This is a genomic window from Paenibacillus sp. EKM211P, assembly GCF_011066175.1.
GTDB lineage: Bacteria > Bacillota > Bacilli > Paenibacillales > Paenibacillaceae > Paenibacillus > Paenibacillus polymyxa.
The window spans coordinates 33538-51902 of sequence record NZ_JAAMNS010000017.1; the positions used below are offsets into that span (position 1 = coordinate 33538).

The 18365-nt window shown below is 44.4% G+C and carries 19 protein-coding genes; 1 reads left to right on the forward strand and 18 read right to left on the reverse strand.

Features of this window, described 5'->3' with window-relative positions; all coding sequences use genetic code 11:
- Nucleotides 1-188: 188 nt before the first annotated feature.
- Nucleotides 189-704 (forward strand): MogA/MoaB family molybdenum cofactor biosynthesis protein, encoded by a 516-nt coding sequence (locus tag G9G57_RS20760; RefSeq protein ID WP_016821016.1) that lies wholly within the window; start codon nucleotides 189-191, stop codon nucleotides 702-704.
- Nucleotides 705-770: 66 nt separating this feature from the next.
- Here the strand turns inward: G9G57_RS20760 and G9G57_RS20765 are convergent, their stop codons facing one another.
- The 18 genes from G9G57_RS20765 to G9G57_RS20850 form a co-directional block, all read right to left on the reverse strand.
- The gene (locus G9G57_RS20765) at nucleotides 771-2234 is read right to left on the reverse strand and encodes a nicotinate phosphoribosyltransferase (protein ID WP_016821015.1); all 1464 of its coding nucleotides are present in this window, start codon (nucleotides 2232-2234) and stop codon (nucleotides 771-773) included.
- Between the two features lie 126 nt (nucleotides 2235-2360).
- Nucleotides 2361-2927, reverse strand: a complete 567-nt coding sequence (locus tag G9G57_RS20770; protein ID WP_102997909.1) for a cysteine hydrolase family protein — start codon at nucleotides 2925-2927, stop codon at nucleotides 2361-2363.
- Nucleotides 2928-2994: 67 nt separating this feature from the next.
- Complete coding sequence (locus G9G57_RS20775; RefSeq protein ID WP_013370763.1) at nucleotides 2995-3783, reverse strand: NUDIX domain-containing protein; 789 nt, start codon at nucleotides 3781-3783, stop codon at nucleotides 2995-2997.
- 65 nt (nucleotides 3784-3848) lie between these two features.
- The gene (locus tag G9G57_RS20780) at nucleotides 3849-4253 is read right to left on the reverse strand and encodes a PaaI family thioesterase (RefSeq protein ID WP_058710541.1); all 405 of its coding nucleotides are present in this window, start codon (nucleotides 4251-4253) and stop codon (nucleotides 3849-3851) included.
- A 139-nt stretch (nucleotides 4254-4392) separates the two neighbouring features.
- Nucleotides 4393-4845 carry a RicAFT regulatory complex protein RicA family protein gene (locus G9G57_RS20785; protein ID WP_025679785.1) on the reverse strand — a complete coding sequence of 151 codons (453 nt, stop codon included), beginning with the start codon at nucleotides 4843-4845 and terminating at the stop codon, nucleotides 4393-4395.
- Between the two features lie 83 nt (nucleotides 4846-4928).
- The gene (gene miaB, locus G9G57_RS20790) at nucleotides 4929-6482 is read right to left on the reverse strand and encodes a tRNA (N6-isopentenyl adenosine(37)-C2)-methylthiotransferase MiaB (protein ID WP_025679783.1); all 1554 of its coding nucleotides are present in this window, start codon (nucleotides 6480-6482) and stop codon (nucleotides 4929-4931) included.
- A 296-nt stretch (nucleotides 6483-6778) separates the two neighbouring features.
- Nucleotides 6779-7351: a phosphate propanoyltransferase gene (gene pduL / locus G9G57_RS20795; protein WP_016821010.1), complete on the reverse strand. Its 573-nt coding sequence runs from the start codon at nucleotides 7349-7351 to the stop codon at nucleotides 6779-6781.
- A 144-nt stretch (nucleotides 7352-7495) separates the two neighbouring features.
- Nucleotides 7496-8581: a low temperature requirement protein A gene (locus tag G9G57_RS20800; protein WP_064963088.1), complete on the reverse strand. Its 1086-nt coding sequence runs from the start codon at nucleotides 8579-8581 to the stop codon at nucleotides 7496-7498.
- A 188-nt stretch (nucleotides 8582-8769) separates the two neighbouring features.
- The gene (locus G9G57_RS20805; RefSeq protein WP_064963089.1) at nucleotides 8770-9837 is read right to left on the reverse strand and encodes a dipeptidase; all 1068 of its coding nucleotides are present in this window, start codon (nucleotides 9835-9837) and stop codon (nucleotides 8770-8772) included.
- A 118-nt stretch (nucleotides 9838-9955) separates the two neighbouring features.
- Complete coding sequence (locus G9G57_RS20810) at nucleotides 9956-10216, reverse strand: stage V sporulation protein S (RefSeq protein ID WP_007430104.1); 261 nt, start codon at nucleotides 10214-10216, stop codon at nucleotides 9956-9958.
- A gap of 129 nt (nucleotides 10217-10345) precedes the next feature.
- Nucleotides 10346-11140 (reverse strand): TIGR00282 family metallophosphoesterase, encoded by a 795-nt coding sequence (locus G9G57_RS20815; RefSeq protein ID WP_058710511.1) that lies wholly within the window; start codon nucleotides 11138-11140, stop codon nucleotides 10346-10348.
- A 76-nt stretch (nucleotides 11141-11216) separates the two neighbouring features.
- A complete protein-coding gene (rny, locus tag G9G57_RS20820; RefSeq protein WP_013309958.1) occupies nucleotides 11217-12761 on the reverse strand; it encodes a ribonuclease Y in 1545 nt (514 codons plus the stop codon).
- 361 nt (nucleotides 12762-13122) lie between these two features.
- Nucleotides 13123-13872 (reverse strand): regulatory protein RecX, encoded by a 750-nt coding sequence (locus tag G9G57_RS20825; protein ID WP_164965501.1) that lies wholly within the window; start codon nucleotides 13870-13872, stop codon nucleotides 13123-13125.
- 208 nt (nucleotides 13873-14080) lie between these two features.
- Nucleotides 14081-15142, reverse strand: a complete 1062-nt coding sequence (gene recA, locus G9G57_RS20830) for a recombinase RecA (protein WP_025364668.1) — start codon at nucleotides 15140-15142, stop codon at nucleotides 14081-14083.
- A gap of 225 nt (nucleotides 15143-15367) precedes the next feature.
- The gene (locus G9G57_RS20835) at nucleotides 15368-16636 is read right to left on the reverse strand and encodes a competence/damage-inducible protein A (RefSeq protein ID WP_164965502.1); all 1269 of its coding nucleotides are present in this window, start codon (nucleotides 16634-16636) and stop codon (nucleotides 15368-15370) included.
- A gap of 95 nt (nucleotides 16637-16731) precedes the next feature.
- Nucleotides 16732-17319, reverse strand: coding sequence for a CDP-diacylglycerol--glycerol-3-phosphate 3-phosphatidyltransferase (gene pgsA, locus G9G57_RS20840; RefSeq protein WP_016821003.1), 588 nt, complete (start codon nucleotides 17317-17319; stop codon nucleotides 16732-16734).
- 209 nt (nucleotides 17320-17528) lie between these two features.
- The gene (locus G9G57_RS20845; RefSeq protein ID WP_013370750.1) at nucleotides 17529-18020 is read right to left on the reverse strand and encodes a YajQ family cyclic di-GMP-binding protein; all 492 of its coding nucleotides are present in this window, start codon (nucleotides 18018-18020) and stop codon (nucleotides 17529-17531) included.
- Nucleotides 18021-18165: 145 nt separating this feature from the next.
- Nucleotides 18166-18330, reverse strand: coding sequence for a hypothetical protein (locus G9G57_RS20850; protein WP_013370749.1), 165 nt, complete (start codon nucleotides 18328-18330; stop codon nucleotides 18166-18168).
- Nucleotides 18331-18365 lie beyond the last annotated feature (35 nt).

The following is an 18365-nucleotide window of genomic DNA, read 5'->3' on the forward strand; positions in this document are numbered from 1 at the left end:
CGCTTTCAACAAAATAAACCCAGAAAATCCCGACTTATGTAAGGAAGTGTATTATATTCCAAGGTGCAAGCGCAAGGATATTAATCACATAACTTTTTATCCCTCGTTTCTGACTTGCATCCAGTCGGTCATTCCTCTATTGTAAAAAAAGAATATGCTTAACCATGAATCAAGGAGTGAAGATTGTAATGAACATAACATCTGTAGAGGAGCACCGACGGGAGTCTCCGCAGCAGGTTAACTGCATGGTCGTGACCGTCTCTGATACACGAACCATGGAAACCGATACTGGGGGCCGACTGCTCAAGGAACTACTAGAAACGAATGGGTATAAGGTTGTTCGATATGTTATCGTCAAAGACGACTATGAGGGTATCCGGCAGTTGGTAACCGAAGCTGCAGCACATGAGGACATCGAGGCTGTACTTTTAACAGGTGGTACTGGCATTTCTCCGCGTGATACTACATATGAAGCCATCTCCTCTTTACTGGATAAGGAACTACCTGGCTTTGGTGAAATCTTCCGTTACTTAAGCTTTGCTGAGGACATTGGATCAGCAGCTATATTAAGCCGGGCTGTAGCGGGTACTGTGGGCCAAACAGCTGTGTTTTCTATGCCTGGCTCCCGCGGAGCCGTTCGTTTGGCAATGGAACGCATTATTGTCCCTGAACTGCGACATGTGATGAGAGAAATTTATAAATAAGCTCCTATTCCACACATGCGCCGACACAAAAAGGCACCCCATATTTGAATGAGGTGCCTTTTCACATTATTCTTTTTCTTCAACTTCGGGCTGCATGTAGCTATCAATCAGCCTTTGCTTCAGCTCCCATACCTTCTCGCTAAGATTAACACGATAAATTTCAGGATTCAGCTTCCGCAAATATTCTGGCCAAAACAGTTTCAACTGTGAAGCATGATAGGCACGAATTTCATCCAGTTCGGGAAGCTCGTATACCTTCTGTCCATTTATAAAAATAGGTTCAAGCATCGGTACAGCTTCGTAATTTTCAACATACTTCTTCATATATGGATGCAAAGGGTTAAACAGCTTCAGGCGCTTACCATTGCGCGGACGTTCTTCATCCGGGAAAGAAATGTAATCAGCTACAGCTCTCCCTTTCTTCTTATCCACAATGCGGTATACATCCTTTTTGCCTGGTGTAGATACTTTTTCCGGGTTACCCGAGATCTTAATCGTCGGCAGCATTTCACCGTCTACTTCCCGCTCAACCAGCTTGTACACTCCGCCTAATGAAGGTTGATCTGAAGCCGTAATCAGCTGTGTTCCTACACCCCATACATCAATACGTGCACCTTGGGCTTTTAGATTGAAAATCGTATTTTCATCCAAATCGTTGGAAGCAACAATTTGTACGTAATCCAAACCTTCGGCATCCAGCATTTCCCGGGCCTGAATAGATAGATAAGCCAAATCACCGCTATCCAAACGGATGGCATTCATACGCTTGCCTTGACTCTCCAGCATCTTTGCTGTCCGAATCGCATGAGGAACACCGCTCTCCAGCGTGTCAAAGGTATCTACCAGCAATGTAACCTGATCTGGCAAAACCTTCGCATACACGTCAAACGCCTCTTGCTCCGTCATAAAGGTTTGTACCCATGAATGGGCATGTGTTCCTTTTGTCGGAATCCCAAAATGTTCGCCTGCCAGCATATTAGAAGTCGCATCGAAACCTGCAACATAAGCTGCACGCGCTCCCCAAATGGCTGCATCTGCCTCCTGCGCACGCCGTGTACCAAATTCGAGCAGTGTATCGTCACTGGCCACCTGCTTGATACGCGATGCTTTTGTCGCAATGAGTGTCTGGTAATTCATAAAATTCAACAACGCCGTCTCGACAAGCTGCGTTTCCATAATTGTTCCTTCAACACGGACCAGAGGCTCATTTGGAAAAACAAGCGCCCCTTCTTTCATCGAATGGACCGTTCCGCCAAACTTAAACTGGCGCAATGCCTCCATGAACATGGGATCGTACTTTTCCTCCTGCTCTGACAGATAGCGAATGTCCTCTTCTGTAAACCGCAAATTTGAGATGTAATTCACAATGCGTTCCAGACCAGCGAACACGGCATATCCATTACCGAAAGGGAGCTTACGAAAATACGCCTCGAACACAGCTTTACGTTGGTGACTTCCGTTCACCCAATGGGCGTACATCATATTAATCTGATATTTATCTGTATGTAATGCGAGGCTCGTTGACTTCATCGTATCATCCTCTCTGACTGTCCCTGGTCCCTGGCTTGGTGACGGCATACCGTCTTATCTGCCCAGATTCAGCAATATCCGGCTCTAATTTGTTATCGGACATTGGTGCACAATCGTTCAGTTATTTTACTTCTTCTGGAGCAAAAGCGTATCTTCAGCCGACCGCACCGTGGCTCCAAGACTTCCCTCAAAATGGCCCAAAGCCCAATCATGTCCCGCCTGATTAAAGCTCGCCACAGCGTCCTTGTATACGGTAATAGCAAAACCTTTGTTGTAAGCATCTACAGCTGTATGCAGCACACATATATCTGTACACACACCAATCAAATGAACTTCCAGAATCCCGCGTTCGCGCAACCTGAGTTCCAGATCCGTACCAGCAAAAGCACTGTACCGTGTTTTATCCAACCAATAGATACGATCACTTTGTTGCTTATGAAGGCTATGGAGTTTACCATACAATTGTCGTCCGTTGGTTCCACGTATATTATGTGGAGGAAACAGCTTACTCTCCGGGTGATAGAGGTCGTTCTCCTCATGTAAATCCACAGCCATGACAACAAAGTCCCCTTGATCCACGTAGGCCTGCGTAATAGCTGTGATCCGTTCATCTAGCTCAATTGCAGGTTGCCCCACAGGCAGACTACCGTCCACAAAATCTTTCGTGTAATCAATAACAATCAGTGCCTTCATCGTACAGTCAGCTCCTTATCATCAAAGTGAGGTTGTACGCTCTATGCGTGACCTATTCCAATAAAAGTTACGTATAGATAGATAAACGCGGTACTCTATCACTAAAGCGATACAACTGGGCCGGTCTTTGTGAATACTGATTGGAACTGAGCGGTTTGCCATTCTCATCCCGCACCTCTTCCAGTATTCCCTGTCTGCTACGAGTCGATGTTATTTTGCGAATAAAATTCGGCTCTTCGAAATCCGGTACGACGCTCTGAATCACCTGATACAATTCACCCAGTGTAAAATGTGGTGGTAAAAACTGCTTGGCTATCGTTGTCTGAAGCATCTGCAACTGAATTTTGCGATAAGCATCAACTATGATATCCCGGTGATCGAACGCCAGCTCCAATTCCTCCAACGCTTCTCTGATCGTAAATAATCCAACCTCAGAAGCATCATCAGCCGCCTGACGCTGCTCTAGCATCCATTCCTCTACCAGTGCAAAAAACGCATGCGATATAATCCACCCACGCGGATCACGACCTGGTCCACTATATACGCCCAAATACTCCAGATGCCCGCCATCTACACCCGTTTCCTCTAACAGTTCCCGCTTGGCCGCTCCATATATGGATTCATCTTCTTGACAAAACCCTCCAGGCAACGCCCAGCGTCCCGCAAACGGCCAACTACGGCGCTTGATGAGCATTACTTTCAGCTCACGAATCGGCAATGTTTTTGTTACCGTCTTGCGCTCACGCTTCGTTAAAGTAAACATTACGATATCCGCCGGAGCACCATCCGGGGTACGGTATTTCTTAATGTTATAAGACGCCTTCTGCGCCTCTTCGTTTATACGATTGCTATCCATTGGCATCACCATATTATATCGTTTTGATAAATTCATTATGACATAATAAAAAAATTTGTCAAGCGTCAGGCCTTGCCTGAATCACTTGCTTGTTGACGCAATACTCGGAAGGTTGCTGTAGCTGTACAACCGAGCGTACCTTCACTATCCCTCACTTCTGCCTGAGTGGTTATGGTGCGGCCTGCCTGATGAACAATCCGTGCCTTAACCTCCAGCCGTCCTTGTCTCATGGCTGACAAGAAATGAACGTTCAGATTCGTTGTTACACATGAATCCATATTTCGTGAAGCCATACTGACCATCCCCATCGCCTGATCCATCAAAGTTGTGAGCACCCCCCCATGTACAATCCCCATCACATTGGTATGGTGTTGTTTGGCCTCCAAAGCGATATGTGCCTCGTTAGCATCAGCTGTAATCAGCTCACATCCTAAGTACTCCCAAAAAGTATTTTCTTCACCCTCTAGCATCTTACGCAACTTACCATTCCCTCGCTTTCATCCCATCTATGATGTCCCAATTCTTTTGGTATCTCATGAACATTTACAATGAGTAATTGCTTTCGAAAAAAAGGCGTGGAAGCTAAGCCTCCACACCATAAATCTTATTCTAGTCACTGCAATTCGAGGAGGAAGTAGTCTTTCCCTCTTCTACGTTCACCTTTTCAGCAACCGTATCACGGATGGCCGTGATCACCATCTGCAGCAGCTCATTAATTTCTACCTGACTCTGCTGAAACTCCGTTACAATTGGAATACCGTCAAGCTCCTCCTGTAGCTCTTGAAGTTCAGCCTCTATTTTGGCAATCATTTTTTGATTTTTTAAAGATTCAAATGCTACGATTTCCTTTTGCTTCTTCTTCATCGTTGCAATCAGTTGCTGGATGCGCTCATGATCCTGAATCTTTTCTTCTGCTTTCCGAAACACCTGTACTTCCTCACTGCTGCCCAGAATACCCGCCAACTCTTTGGCCTTTGCCAATATCATATCGCGATTGACCAAATGATCATGCTGGCGCGCCGCCGATTGAAGTTCTGTTTGTTGCAACCGCTCCTCTGTCATTGTCCATCGCTCCTTTTCTCACTTAGATGGTCTTGCATGCAGCCCTTTAATCAGACCGCATGCAGGCCGCTAGACTATTCTTTTTATCCGTTAACCGCTACTGGCGTTTGAACCAAGTCACCTTTAATGTAGAAGGTCATAGGCTCTGTAATTTTTACTTGGACAAAGGAACCAATCAGGTCCTTAGAACCTTCAAAATGAACCAGCTTATTGGAACGAGTCCGACCAGCAAGCACTTTGCTGTCATTTTTACTCTCGCCTTCCACCAGCACTTCAACCACCTCGCCACGCAATCGACTATTAAAGCGAAGGCTGTTTTGATTCACAGCAATGTTCAGACGCCGGAGACGCTCTTTTTTGACCGACATAGGCACATTATCTTCCATCGAAGCCGCTGGCGTACCTTCACGTGGTGAATAAATAAATGTGTAGGCAAAGTCATAGCCCACTTCACGCACCAGAGATAGTGTATCTTCGAACTGTTCGTCTGTTTCACCCGGGAAACCTACGATAATATCTGTTGTCAGAGAAACATGCGGAACAGCCGCTTTTATCTTCGCTGCCAGCTCCAAAACACGCTCACGAGTATATTTTCGGTTCATTTTCTTCAATATATCCGTATTACCGGATTGTACAGGCAGATGAATATGCTCCACCAGATTGCCGCCCTTACCAAGCACTTCAACCAAATGGTCGTCAAAATCACGCGGATGTGAGGTCGTAAAACGTACACGCGGAATATTGATTTTGCGCATATCATCCATCAGATCCCCGAATCTGTAATTCATATCTTTTAAATCCTTGCCATAGGCATTGACATTCTGACCCAGCAGGGTAATCTCTTTAAATCCTTGACGGGCCAAATCCCGTACCTCAGCAATAACATCCTCTGGCCGACGACTTCTTTCCTTACCACGTGTGAAAGGAACGATGCAATAAGTGCAAAACTTATCACAGCCATACATGATGTTTACCCAAGCCCGCATACCCTCACGCTTCTTCGGCAGGTTTTCGATAATGTCGCCCTCCTTGGACCACACTTCAACCACCATTTCTTTGCTAAAGAGGGCTTCCTTGACAAGCTGAGGCAAACGATGAATATTATGGGTACCAAAGATCATATCAACAAAACCGTGTTTTTGCATAATCCGATTCACAACATTCTCTTCCTGCGACATGCAGCCACACACACCGAGCAGCAGTCCCGGCTTTTCTGTTTTGAGATGCTTGAGGTGACCCAGCTCACCAAACACTTTATCTTCTGCATTTTCACGGATAGCGCAAGTGTTCAATAAAATGATATCTGCTTCCTTCCGATCCTCGGTTGCCTGGTAGCCCATTTGCTCCAGCAAGCCTTTGATGGTTTCAGAATCATGCTCATTCATCTGGCAACCGAATGTATATACGATATAATGCTTGCCTTCACCGATATGCTTTAGCTCATCCGGGACTGCATTATCATACAATACCTGGACGTCCTCTTTACCACGCTGTTTTTCTTTTCTATGGTTCGGCTCCGCCATAATGTTGATTTCACGTCCACGAATACGAATCTTTTTGCTATGCTCATCTTCAGAAATAATCTTCGCATCCGAGAAATCAAAATATTTGGAGTAATCTTTTGTTTCCTTAGCCATTCGCTGGTCACTCCTTACACCATCTATTTCACGAGCTCATTTGTGATTTTACTGTATCTTTAGGCATTGGTTATTTTATTTTAGCTCCAAAAAAACCTTTGAAAAAGGCATTACACTAAATTATAGCATGATTTATAGACCATAGCCATAGATCATCCCCGGATACGATTCAGATGCAGTGTGATGCTAAAGTTTTTATGTTTATAGGTAAGGATTTGTGTATGTATAGCATATAAAAAAAGTCCGACTCTTTTGCAAGAATCGGACTTTTACAACTTGTGTATCAAATACGTGTATTAGTCTACGATTTCAGCAGTGTCACCGTTTTTCACACCGGCTCCGTTCGCTTCATCCGTGTCAATATGCATATCCAAAGCAAAAGAATCGGACACACGTGCAAGAACATTTTCAAATACAAGGCCACGTTCGCCGCCTACACGTACTTTCAGCAGCTGCTTGTCTTTAATGTCCCACTTAGCTGCATCAGATGTATGGAAATGAATATGACGGGCTGCTACAATAACGCCCTCTTGCAGTTCCACTTCACCAGCTGGTCCTTTTACTGTAATTCCTGGTGTACCATCAATACTACCAGATTCGCGTACAGGTGCCTTTACACCAATTGCAAAGGAATCTGTGCGAGAGATTTCCAGTTGAGAAGCGGGACGAGCAGGTCCCAAAATGCGAACCTTATCAAATTGGCCCTTAGGACCAATTACAGCTACCGTTTCATTTGCAGCAAATTGTCCTGGTTGGGACAAAGGTTTAAATTCAGTCAATTGATAGCCTGCTCCGAACAAAATTTCAATATGCTCTTGAGTCAGGTGAATATGACGGGCGGAAACGCCGACAGGTACGATTTTAGTCATCGTGTGGTCACTCCTTTTTCTCTATACAATACTTTACACATCTATGCTATTATACTCCTATTTCGACAAGAAAGAAAAGGATAGCACATAAAGTTCCCTTTTTCGCCCTAACCAGCCATACATATCGTCCCTATAAAACTTGGATCAAACCGTCATTTTAGCAAACAGAAGAAAGAAAAGCATGATCGCAGCTACGATGAGATGAGGAACTACAATAAATATATTCAGAATAAACAGGACACAGAGAATTCCAGTTAAGAAAAGAATGACTCTGAGACGAGGTTTAAGGTGACTTAATCTGTACTGATGGAATACCAGCAAAACTGACAAAAAATAAATAAAAACAGAAGCAAAAGTAAAGCAAAGTACAAAAGTATAGGCTGCTTGCCCCAAAAATAAGAGCTGTATGGAAGCCGCAAGCATGCTAAGAGAAAGATAAATAAACAAATGACCATAAATAATAGTCTGTCCTGCTGTTTGTTTTGATTTGTCTACGCGCTTCTCTATATTCTCAAAATATTGCCACCAGATTGCAATGACTAGCACAAATGTCAAAGCAGCAAATACAATGGAGGAGACTGTGAAATGATCGGATTGTAAAACAGAAAGTATACTTATCACTGATTCTCCAAGCAGGATTAAAGTAAACTGTGCAAATCGCTCCAAAAGATGCTCTGTATGGATAGGTGTGATCACCAGCTTTTTACGACCGATCAAAGGAACGAGGATATCCACCGCAATGCCAGTATATAAGATCAAATATCGAAGCCACGAGTCGAAGAAAAGGGAGCAGCTAGAGATGACTATCCCAACCCAAAGATAGGTTCCAAAAAAACGAGCTGTCTCCTGTTTATGAGCTGTTTCTTTGGAGGCCGAAAGCAAATATTGAACGACAGTCAAACCTCTTAAACCAATATAGCCAACAAAAAAAGATGCATAGTACGCATCAAAATCTACATTAAGGCTGGCAGTCATGATTAACACAAAAAATAATTGCAGGATCATAAACATTCGATGCGTTATACTGTCTTGACCAAAACGATTGTTATAGACAGTTTGCCCCACCCATGCCCACCAGATCGGAATAAAAATCAAAATAAACTTCTCTAAATTATGCCAACCAACACTGCCATGCTCAACATGTAGTAAAACATGAGTCGCCTTGGACACAGCTGCTACAAACAATAAATCATAAAAGAGTTCAAGCCAGGTAACCTTTTTTATCAACATGATGTAACGGAGCTCCCCTCTTGTATGGCGGTATAGCATTGTGCTGTCAGGCTCGCTCCTACGTATGTCCAATTTCGGAAAGCGTTATTTTAGCCCCATGCAATCCTCGGATGCTCCAATTATTTCGTAATCGTTCTCGCTTTGTCAAGAAAATGCTCAGCCGAAAGCAACTGCTATATTAAGCTATTTTAAGAAGACATTTTAGATGGCAGATTCGTTCGCAAATAGTCCAGTGCATGTTCTCCCAGCCATCCCTTGACCAGCTCCTCAGAGTAATGCTTCAGCAGTAGTTCTGCAAAAGCCGGATATTTCCCTGCGTGCTCCAGTCCTCGCACATGGGCCTCGATACCATCAAAATCAGAGCCAAACATCAAATGTCTTTCGCCACCTAATGAACAAATGTGCTCAATGTGCGGTAGCAGGTCCTCAGCGTGCACTGTACCCTGCTCTTTCAGAAACATCGTAACAAAGGTCAATCCAATTCGTCCGTTACGGGCGATCAGTGCCCGAATCTGTTCATCTCGCAAGTTGCGGGGATGGGCACATTTCGCAAAGGCGTTCGAATGCGAGGCGATGGGCGGTAAGGCCGCTTCCTCCATCACTTCCCAGAATCCTTGTACGGACAAGTGTGATACATCTAGCAGCAGTCCCATACTATTACAGCGATGAACCAAATCACGTCCCTTGCGGGTCAAGCCGCCTTCTCTAAGCTCCATAATACCGTCAGCAGCCCAATTTGCATAATTCCATGTCAGACCGATCAATCGTATTCCCATGGCATAGCATACATCCGCATAAAACGGATTTCCTTCCAGCGCATCTACCCCTTCGAGTGAGAGTAACGCCCAAGGTGGCTCTGTACGATTCGTCCCACTCTCATACCCATTCGTCATCTTCCCTGCTTGCTTCTCTACGCCTGTATGCTGTACTTGCTCCACTTGACGTATAGCGGACGTATTTTTGAGTGCTGCCAAGTCCTCTCTCCACAGTAGAGGTTTTAACCCGCCTGAGCTAGAGGTAACATGCTGCCTGAACAGTTCAATTTGACGAACCACATGCTCAAATCTTGGCGTGCCCAATACCTGTGATATATAAATAGCGAACGTTTGCAATCTTACGTTGCCTTCTAGCAAACGCTCTTTTGTGACATCAAGTGATGAATGACTGAAATCCACCTGCGAATCAAGCTGCATTTTACATAACACATCACAGTGCAGGTCAACAACTGGCCAATTCGCTTCAAACTTATCATTCATGCACCATACCTCCATTGGATTAAAGCCCACAAATTTATTTTGAAAACCATAATAACTAAACCACAAAGCAAAAAAGCCCGTTTACAAAACGTAAACAGGCTCAGGCAACTTCCATTTATTATCTTGGTTCTACAATCAATTTGATTGCAGTCCGATCTTCTCCGTCAATAACAATGTCTGTAAAAGCAGGAATACAAATCAAATCCACTCCGCTTGGTGCGACAAATCCCCGGGCAATGGCTACCGCTTTAATGGCTTGGTTTAGTGCACCCGCTCCAATCGCCTGTAATTCTGCATTTCCGCGTTCACGCAGTACTCCTGCGAGTGCGCCTGCAACTGAATTGGGATTGGATTTTGCTGATACTTTTAATACATCCATAGTAAGTACCTCCCCTGGGAATGATGATGGTTTGATTCCACTATTAGATGTTATTCGAGGGTCAGCAAAAAATTCCTGCTTTTTGGTGACAGTTTTCCTTATTCTTTCCTTAAGTAGCTCACAACAAAGTTAATCCATCCGCCATTCGTCTTCTTTAAGCCTGATTTTCTCAATTTTGCGGGCTTTTCCATCGTGATCATTGAGCTCTACACTGATGGCATGAAAGTGCCATTTGCCCATGTCCACTTGAAAGCGTACCGGAAGCTGGGTCTGAAATTTCTGTAATACAGCCTCTTTCTGCATACCAAGCACGCCCTCATAAGGACCTACCATTCCCGCATCTGTCTGATACGCCGTTCCTTGTGGCAAAATCGTATCGTCATTACTTTGTACGTGTGTATGTGTCCCTACCACGATGGATGCACGTCCATCCAGATGCCAACCCATAGCAATTTTTTCGGAGGTGGCTTCAGCGTGAAAGTCTACTAGAATATGTTTATGCTTTTTGCGGAGCTCGTCTACAATGTCATCCGCTGCACGAAATGGACAGTCAATAGCCGGCAAGAAGGTTCTACCTTGCAGATTAACAATGGCTAGTTCCTTCCCCCCACCTTTTACCACAGTATAACCCCGGCCTGGTGTACCTGGTGGAAAGTTAGCGGGACGGATGATCCGCGGCTCATCATCTATAAAATCAAATATTTCCTTATTGTCCCATGTATGATTCCCCATCGTAATCCCATGAACGCCCCAATCAAAGAACTCTCTGGCGATGGCTTGAGTAATCCCTCTTCCCGAAGCTGCATTTTCTCCGTTCACGATAATAACATGCGGGTTGTATTTTGATTTTAGCGAAGGGAGATTCTCCCTCAGTGCCTTTCTGCCTACACTGCCGACGATGTCTCCAATAAATAATACGTTGATAGAAAACCCTCCCTAGTCTGCCTTACATAATGAAAAGTGGCCCTACAAACAGCGGCCACTTTTCATTGAAATGCTTTTATTTTGCGTATTCTACCGCACGAGTCTCGCGAATAACGGTAACCTTAATATGTCCTGGATAATCCAGTTCATTCTCAATCGTTTTCGTTATATCGCGAGCCAGTCGGAATGCTTCCGCATCATCAATTTTCTCTGGCTGTACCATGACACGAACCTCGCGTCCAGCTTGAATTGCGTATGATTTTTCAACGCCTTCAAAAGATTCGGAGATGCGCTCGAGCTTCTCAAGACGACGGATGTACGTCTCTAGCGTTTCACGCCGTGCTCCTGGTCTTGCTGCTGACAGGGCATCTGCCGCTCCAACCAGCATGGCGATCACTGAAGTCGCTTCGCAGTCGCCGTGATGTGAAGCAATGCTGTTGATAACGACCGGGTGTTCCTTGTACTTCTTCGCCAGCTCCACGCCAATTTCAACGTGTGATCCTTCCACTTCGTGATCCAGCGCCTTCCCGATGTCATGCAGCAAACCTGCTCGTCTTGCCAGTACAACGTCCTCGCCCAGTTCCCCGGCCATCAGACCTGTCAAGTATGCAACTTCCATCGAGTGCTTCAATACGTTCTGTCCATAACTCGTACGGAACTTGAGACGTCCCAAGATCTTGATCAAATCCGGATGCAAGCTATGCACACCCACTTCAAAGGTGGCCTGTTCACCATACTCACGGATTCGTTCGTCCACCTCTTTACGGGATTTTTCCACCATCTCTTCAATACGAGCCGGATGTATCCGTCCGTCCGCTACGAGCTTCTCGAGTGCAGTACGCGCAATCTCTCTACGAATCGGATCAAATCCGGACAATATAACAGCTTCCGGCGTATCATCAATAATGAGGTCGATTCCTGTAAGGGTTTCAAGTGCACGGATGTTACGGCCTTCGCGTCCGATAATCCGGCCTTTCATTTCTTCATTCGGCAATGTCACAACAGAAACCGTCGTTTCTGCTACATGATCTGCCGCACAGCGTTGGATGGCCAGTGTGATGATTTCACGAGACTTTTTATCCGCTTCTTCTTTGGCCTGCTGTTCAATTTCCTTAATCATCTGAGCTGTTTCATGACGAACTTCCTGCTCTACGTTGGTCAGAATAATACTTCTTGCATCCTCCATCGTAAGATTAGAAATACGCTCCAACTCAGTTACCTGGCTCTTGTAAATCAAATCAATTTGCTGCTGGGTTTCATCGATTCGTTTCTCTTTGTTGGCCACTTGTTCTTCTTTGCGTTCCAGCGATTCCAATTTTTTATCCAGCGATTCTTCTTTTTGCAGCAATCTTCGTTCCTGTCGTTGAATTTCATTACGACGTTCACGAGTTTCTTTTTCAGCTTCGGCACGGATGCGATGAATTTCATCTTTCGCTTCCAATACCGTTTCCTTCTTCAGCGCTTCTGCCTCTTTTTTCGCGTTCTCCACGATTTGCGCGGCAGCCTCTTCCGCACTGGAGATCTTAGCTTCTGCAATAGATTTGCGAATAAAATAACCAATCCCGAACCCAAAGAATAACGCGGCTACAGCAACGAGAACGAACCAGATCGCAGTCATCATACTGTTCACCTCCCCGTTGGTTCCTCCAAGGCATTCCTTGGGACTTTTTGAAATTGTCACATTTACTTTGATCGTCAAACTAAGATAACGACACAAGGTCGCTTCATTTCATATGCACATGCTTTCACACGTACAATTCCGCCTGGCATAGCGGCATCACTTGTTATTTGGCGATGAGAACTTTACTGTGGATTCCGCTTTTTTGGAAGGAAAAAGGGCACTCCACAAATATCGTTTCATATATATTTTATTATTTGACAAATGGCATTGTCAAGGGAATGCAAACATTAGTAGACTACCGTGCAGCTGTCCATATAATAACCGGCTTATCTAGCCAAAGGTTCAGCTACCGTTTTGCAACTTATTCCTCCCAATGCAGAAATTCTTCGTCTTCGAATGCTCCGTCTTGCTCGGCCGCACTGAGATGATTGACCACGCGGCGTGTCATATCCCCTGAATAGCCGCGTCTCATAAGAAACGGGAATGTTTTCCTTTTTTTATCCATTATATCACCACGTACCTGATTCCATTTCTTACGTCCAACTGACAATGCACTCTCCCACTCCTCATTGTCGGTGATCTCACTTAATGCTTCCCCGATAGAAGCTTTAGAGATGCCCTTCTGACGAAGTTCTTGCCTGATCCACATCTTACCCTTACGTTGGCTTGTTATACGCTGTCTTGCCCACTGACGGGCGTATAAATCATCATCTACAAGCTTCTCCCTTTGCAATCGTACCAGTATCTCATCAATAACAGCCTGATCCACTTCCTTTTGCGCTAAACGCTGGGCAATTTCCTGACGTGTACGAGGCTTTTGCCCCAAATAGCGCAGCGCATGTACATAAGCCTGTTGTTTTTCATCTGCCAGAACGATATCTTCTAGTTCTTTTTTGACGAATGACGTTCCTTTGAACATGTTGTACTTGATCATTACATCTTCCAATACAGACAGTGAATATGGACCAAAATGAATGATGTATCTTCCACGGTTGCGTCTCTGCCCCTGCTCCACTCTAGTAATCATCAATTCCACATGATCTGGAAAAAGAGAAATCCCTTGCTGTTTATCTTCTTCCGAAGTGTATTCATCTTTATCGTCCAACTGCACTAGTTTCCCTCACTTTGAAATTCACGAAAGCAGCCTATGATCACCTGCTACGCAAAAGTTAGATTCTGCTGACAAAGCAGACTTTATTTGATGCAAAAATGCCCTGCACACCTGTGCAGGGCATCAGAATTATGCTATTCAAACGGACTGTACCATAATCCCTGGCTACAGTTCACATGACAGATCAAAAGCGAAGTCTCAGGCAAGCTTATTCAAGCTCCAGCAATTCCTGTTCTTCCTTGGCCTCCTGCGCCAACTCTTCTTCTGTCGGTGGAGCAATTGTTGTAATCAAATTACTGGCCACCCGGATTTTTTGCTCAATCGTACTAGCAATGTTCGGATTTTCCTTCAAAAATTGCTTTGCATTCTCACGTCCCTGACCAAGGCGCTCGCCTTCGTAGGAATACCAAGCTCCGCTCTTGTCGACAATGTCATGCTCCGTACCGATGTCAATCAAGCTTCCTTCTTTGGAAATACCCTCACCGTACATAATATCCACTTCGGCCTGACGGAAAGGAGGCGCAACTTTGTTCTTCACGACTTTAATACGTGTGCGGTTACCCACGATGTCGTTACCCATTTTCAAGCTTTCGATACGACGAACATCCAAACGTACCGTAGAGTAAAACTTCAAAGCACGTCCACCTGGTGTAGTTTCAGGGTTACCGAACATAACACCTACTTTTTCACGGAGCTGGTTGATAAAAATAGCAATGGTTTTCGATTTATTAATGGCTCCAGACAGCTTACGTAATGCCTGTGACATCAAACGCGCTTGAAGACCGACATGGGAATCTCCCATTTCGCCTTCAATCTCTGCCTTCGGTACAAGTGCCGCTACAGAGTCTATGACGATAATATCCACTGCCCCACTACGCACAAGAGCTTCGGCAATCTCCAATGCCTGCTCACCTGTATCTGGTTGCGATAGTAACAACTCATCAATATTGACACCCAGCTTGCTCGCATACGACGGATCAAGCGCATGCTCGGCATCGATAAAGGCGGCTTGTCCGCCTGTTTTTTGCACCTCTGCGATAGCATGAAGAGCTACTGTCGTTTTACCGGATGATTCCGGTCCATATACTTCAATAATCCGGCCTCTTGGAAAGCCGCCCGTTCCTAACGCAATATCCAAAGCAATCGAACCACTGGGGATTGTTTCCACTTGCATGTGGGTAGACTCACCCAACTTCATAATGGAACCTTTACCAAATTGCTTTTCTATTTGACGGAGCGCCATATCCAGCGCAGCACGACGATCTGACAATAAACTCACATCCTTCATTGTTTGTACTTTAATAATACCTTGTTTTGACACGCTTGCCAAGCATTTTTTCGAACATACATTCGTTTTTTTATTTCCCACAACTCTCTTCTATAATTAAACCTTTCTCATAAAACGAAAAAAGAACCGCTGGCAAAAAGCTTTGCAACGGTTCTTCCGATAAGAAGATTATATCATGAATATCTATCTAAAACAACTCATCGATAATTAAGAGAGTTTCTCGTTCTCTACCAATCGACGCCACAATCTGTACAAGATAGCTTTGACGGATCGCAAACGGATGGTCTCACGGTTACCGCTTAAATTTAGCTCATATGCCTCCGTTTCCTTGTCACGCTGAGCAATACCAATATATACCAGACCGACTGGCTTCCGCTCGGAATATCCGGGCCCAGCTACACCAGTAACGGAAAGTCCGAAATCACTGTCCATAATCATTCTTGCCTGCTCTGCAAGCACAAGGGCTACTTCCTTACTCACTGCGCCTGGCGCATGGTCGCCTTCCAAATAATCATAGGGCACATTGAGCAATTTCATCTTCATTTCATTGGAATAACACACGATTCCACCTTGAAACATAACAGCACTGCCAGGTATAGAAGTGATGTGTTCCATCAGCATACCGCCTGTACAGCTTTCCGCCGCACTCACAGTGAGTCCGCGTTTGGCCATTAAATCTACAATCACCTTCTCCAGCGTAACATCTTCACTTGCATACATATATTCGGAAAGACGTTGTTGAATTTGTACTTCCGTGGCAGTCAGCTTAATTAAAGCTTCACTCTCACTGGCCGCCTTGGTGGATATACGGATCGTAACTTCCCCTTCCTTGGCATAAGGAGCAATCGTGGGGTCCGTCTGGGATTGGATCAGATCTAGCAAGCGAGTTTCAAGAGCTGACTCACCGATCCCTGCAAATTTTAGCATTTTCGAATAAATCGGCATCTCCTCACCGCTCAATGCCTGCTGAAGCAACCATGGTTTGGCATGATTTGCAAACATAGGTTTAAGCTCCTTAGGCGGTCCGGGCAAAACCACATAAAATTTACCGTCCTGTGCAATTGCATCCCCTATAGCTAAACCTGTCTCATTTTCAAGCGGAGTGGCTCCTTCAATAGAAAGCGCCTGCCGGCGGTTATTCTCGGTCATTTCGACCCCGCGGTTCCGGAAAAACTGATCAAGCTTGTCCATGGCAAGACGATCTATCTGCAATTTCCGCCCCAATACAGCCGCTATCGCATCTTTTGTCAAATCGTCCTGAGTTGGTCCCAGCCCACCAGAAAACAAAATAATATCCGCACGCTTCTGAGCAAGTCGTACCGCTTCCTGAAGTCGATCCATGTTATCGCCAACTACAGTCTGAAAATATACATCAATTCCGATTGTAGCTAGCTCTTGTGATAAATATTGGGCATTTGTATTTACTATTTGTCCAAGTAATAACTCTGTTCCTACTGCAATGATTTCAGCTTTCATCAATTCGTCCTCCTATGATGCATATATTGTGGGAATTATGTAAAGAAACAGCAATAAGTTAAGTCCCTATTGCTGTTTCCATAAGATTTATCCTGTTACACTTTAGAGGAGCTCAGCAAATGGATATTCTTTACAAAGTAATCAATACCCGAATAAATGGTGATTAACACAGCTGCCCATATCGCTATTAAATCAAACGGAATACCCAGAAAAACAAACGGGAAATTATTAATGAGCAGTGCTACAATAGCAACGATCTGGATGATCGTCTTTAATTTCCCCCAATTGCTTGCAGCAACCACAGAGCCATCCAATAAAGCGATCTGTCTTAGACCCGTAACCGCAAACTCACGACTGACAATCACAACGACAACCCATGAATCAATTTTTCCCATTTCTACCAAAGAAACCAAAATAGCAGTTACCAACAGCTTATCAGCAAGGGGGTCCAACAGCTTGCCCAAATTGGTGACCATATTATTTTTACGAGCCAAATATCCGTCAAGGCCGTCTGTGCTGGCTGCTACAAGGAAAATAATAGCCGCAATCAGCTGATTATACGGCAGCTTGAAAGCACCGATCTCAATCGGTGGCGGATAAAAATCAAAATCCACCAGCAAAGCCAGCATCATCACCGGGATAAGGCAAATCCGCGTTATTGTAATTCTGTTGGGTAAATTCACAACACACTCTCCCCTGATTATCGTACTTGATTACAAATGGCAGCTTTCGGATTGAAATCAATCCTATGTAAAATCGCTTTCGACGAGCGTTATACACCTTAATGTCTGCATTTTCGTTACAAGTATAATATGGCGCAAAACGCATGTCAAAATAACCTGCTGCACATCAAGCAACGTTTAGTCCTACAAAATCTATGAGAGAAAACGGCTTATTTCATGTTTGTAAATTGAAGCTCCAACGGCAGATCAGCTTTCCGCAGCAATTGAATAATGGCCTGTAGGTCATCCCTGTTTTTTCCAGTTACTCGAATTTGATCACCTTGAATCTGACTTTTCACTTTTAGCTTGGAATCCCGAATAAGGATATTAATTTTTTTGGCGTTATCCTGATCAATTCCCTGCTTAAGAGAAAGACGCTGACGCACTGAACCTAAAGAGGCTGGTTCCAATTTTCCAAATTCCACATTTTTAAGGGATAGACCTCGTTTGACCATTTTAGATTGCAAAATATCAATCACCGCATTCAGCTTGTATTCATCTTCCGATGCAATCGTAAGAGCATCTTTCTCAAGCTTGAGGCTACTTTTGCTCCCCTTGAAATCAAATCTCGTTTCAATTTCACGCTCCGTCTGATGAACCGCATTTGTTAACTCCTGCATATCCATTTTGGAGACGATATCAAATGAATTTTCTGAAGCCATCGTTTCACTTTCCTTTCCACAACAAAGTTCAATATCTAATTATAGGCTAGTCATTTACAAAAATCCAATAATCCGTTCACTAAAAAGGCGTTCTTGCCAGTTCCCCGACAAAAACGCCTTTATTTACAATTGCAGTTTAACTTTTCTAATAGTGACTTCGTGTTGGATTTCTAAACATATCCAAAATTCCAAGCACAATGTGAGCAAGACCAAAGCCTAATATGCCATAGCCCCATGCATTCGGTGTTAGATAATAGCCCAGTAAACTGACAATAATCCCGAGCCCAGTCACAATCCAGCTGACGGTCATAACGTATACACCTCACTTTGCGGAAAATGAAATGA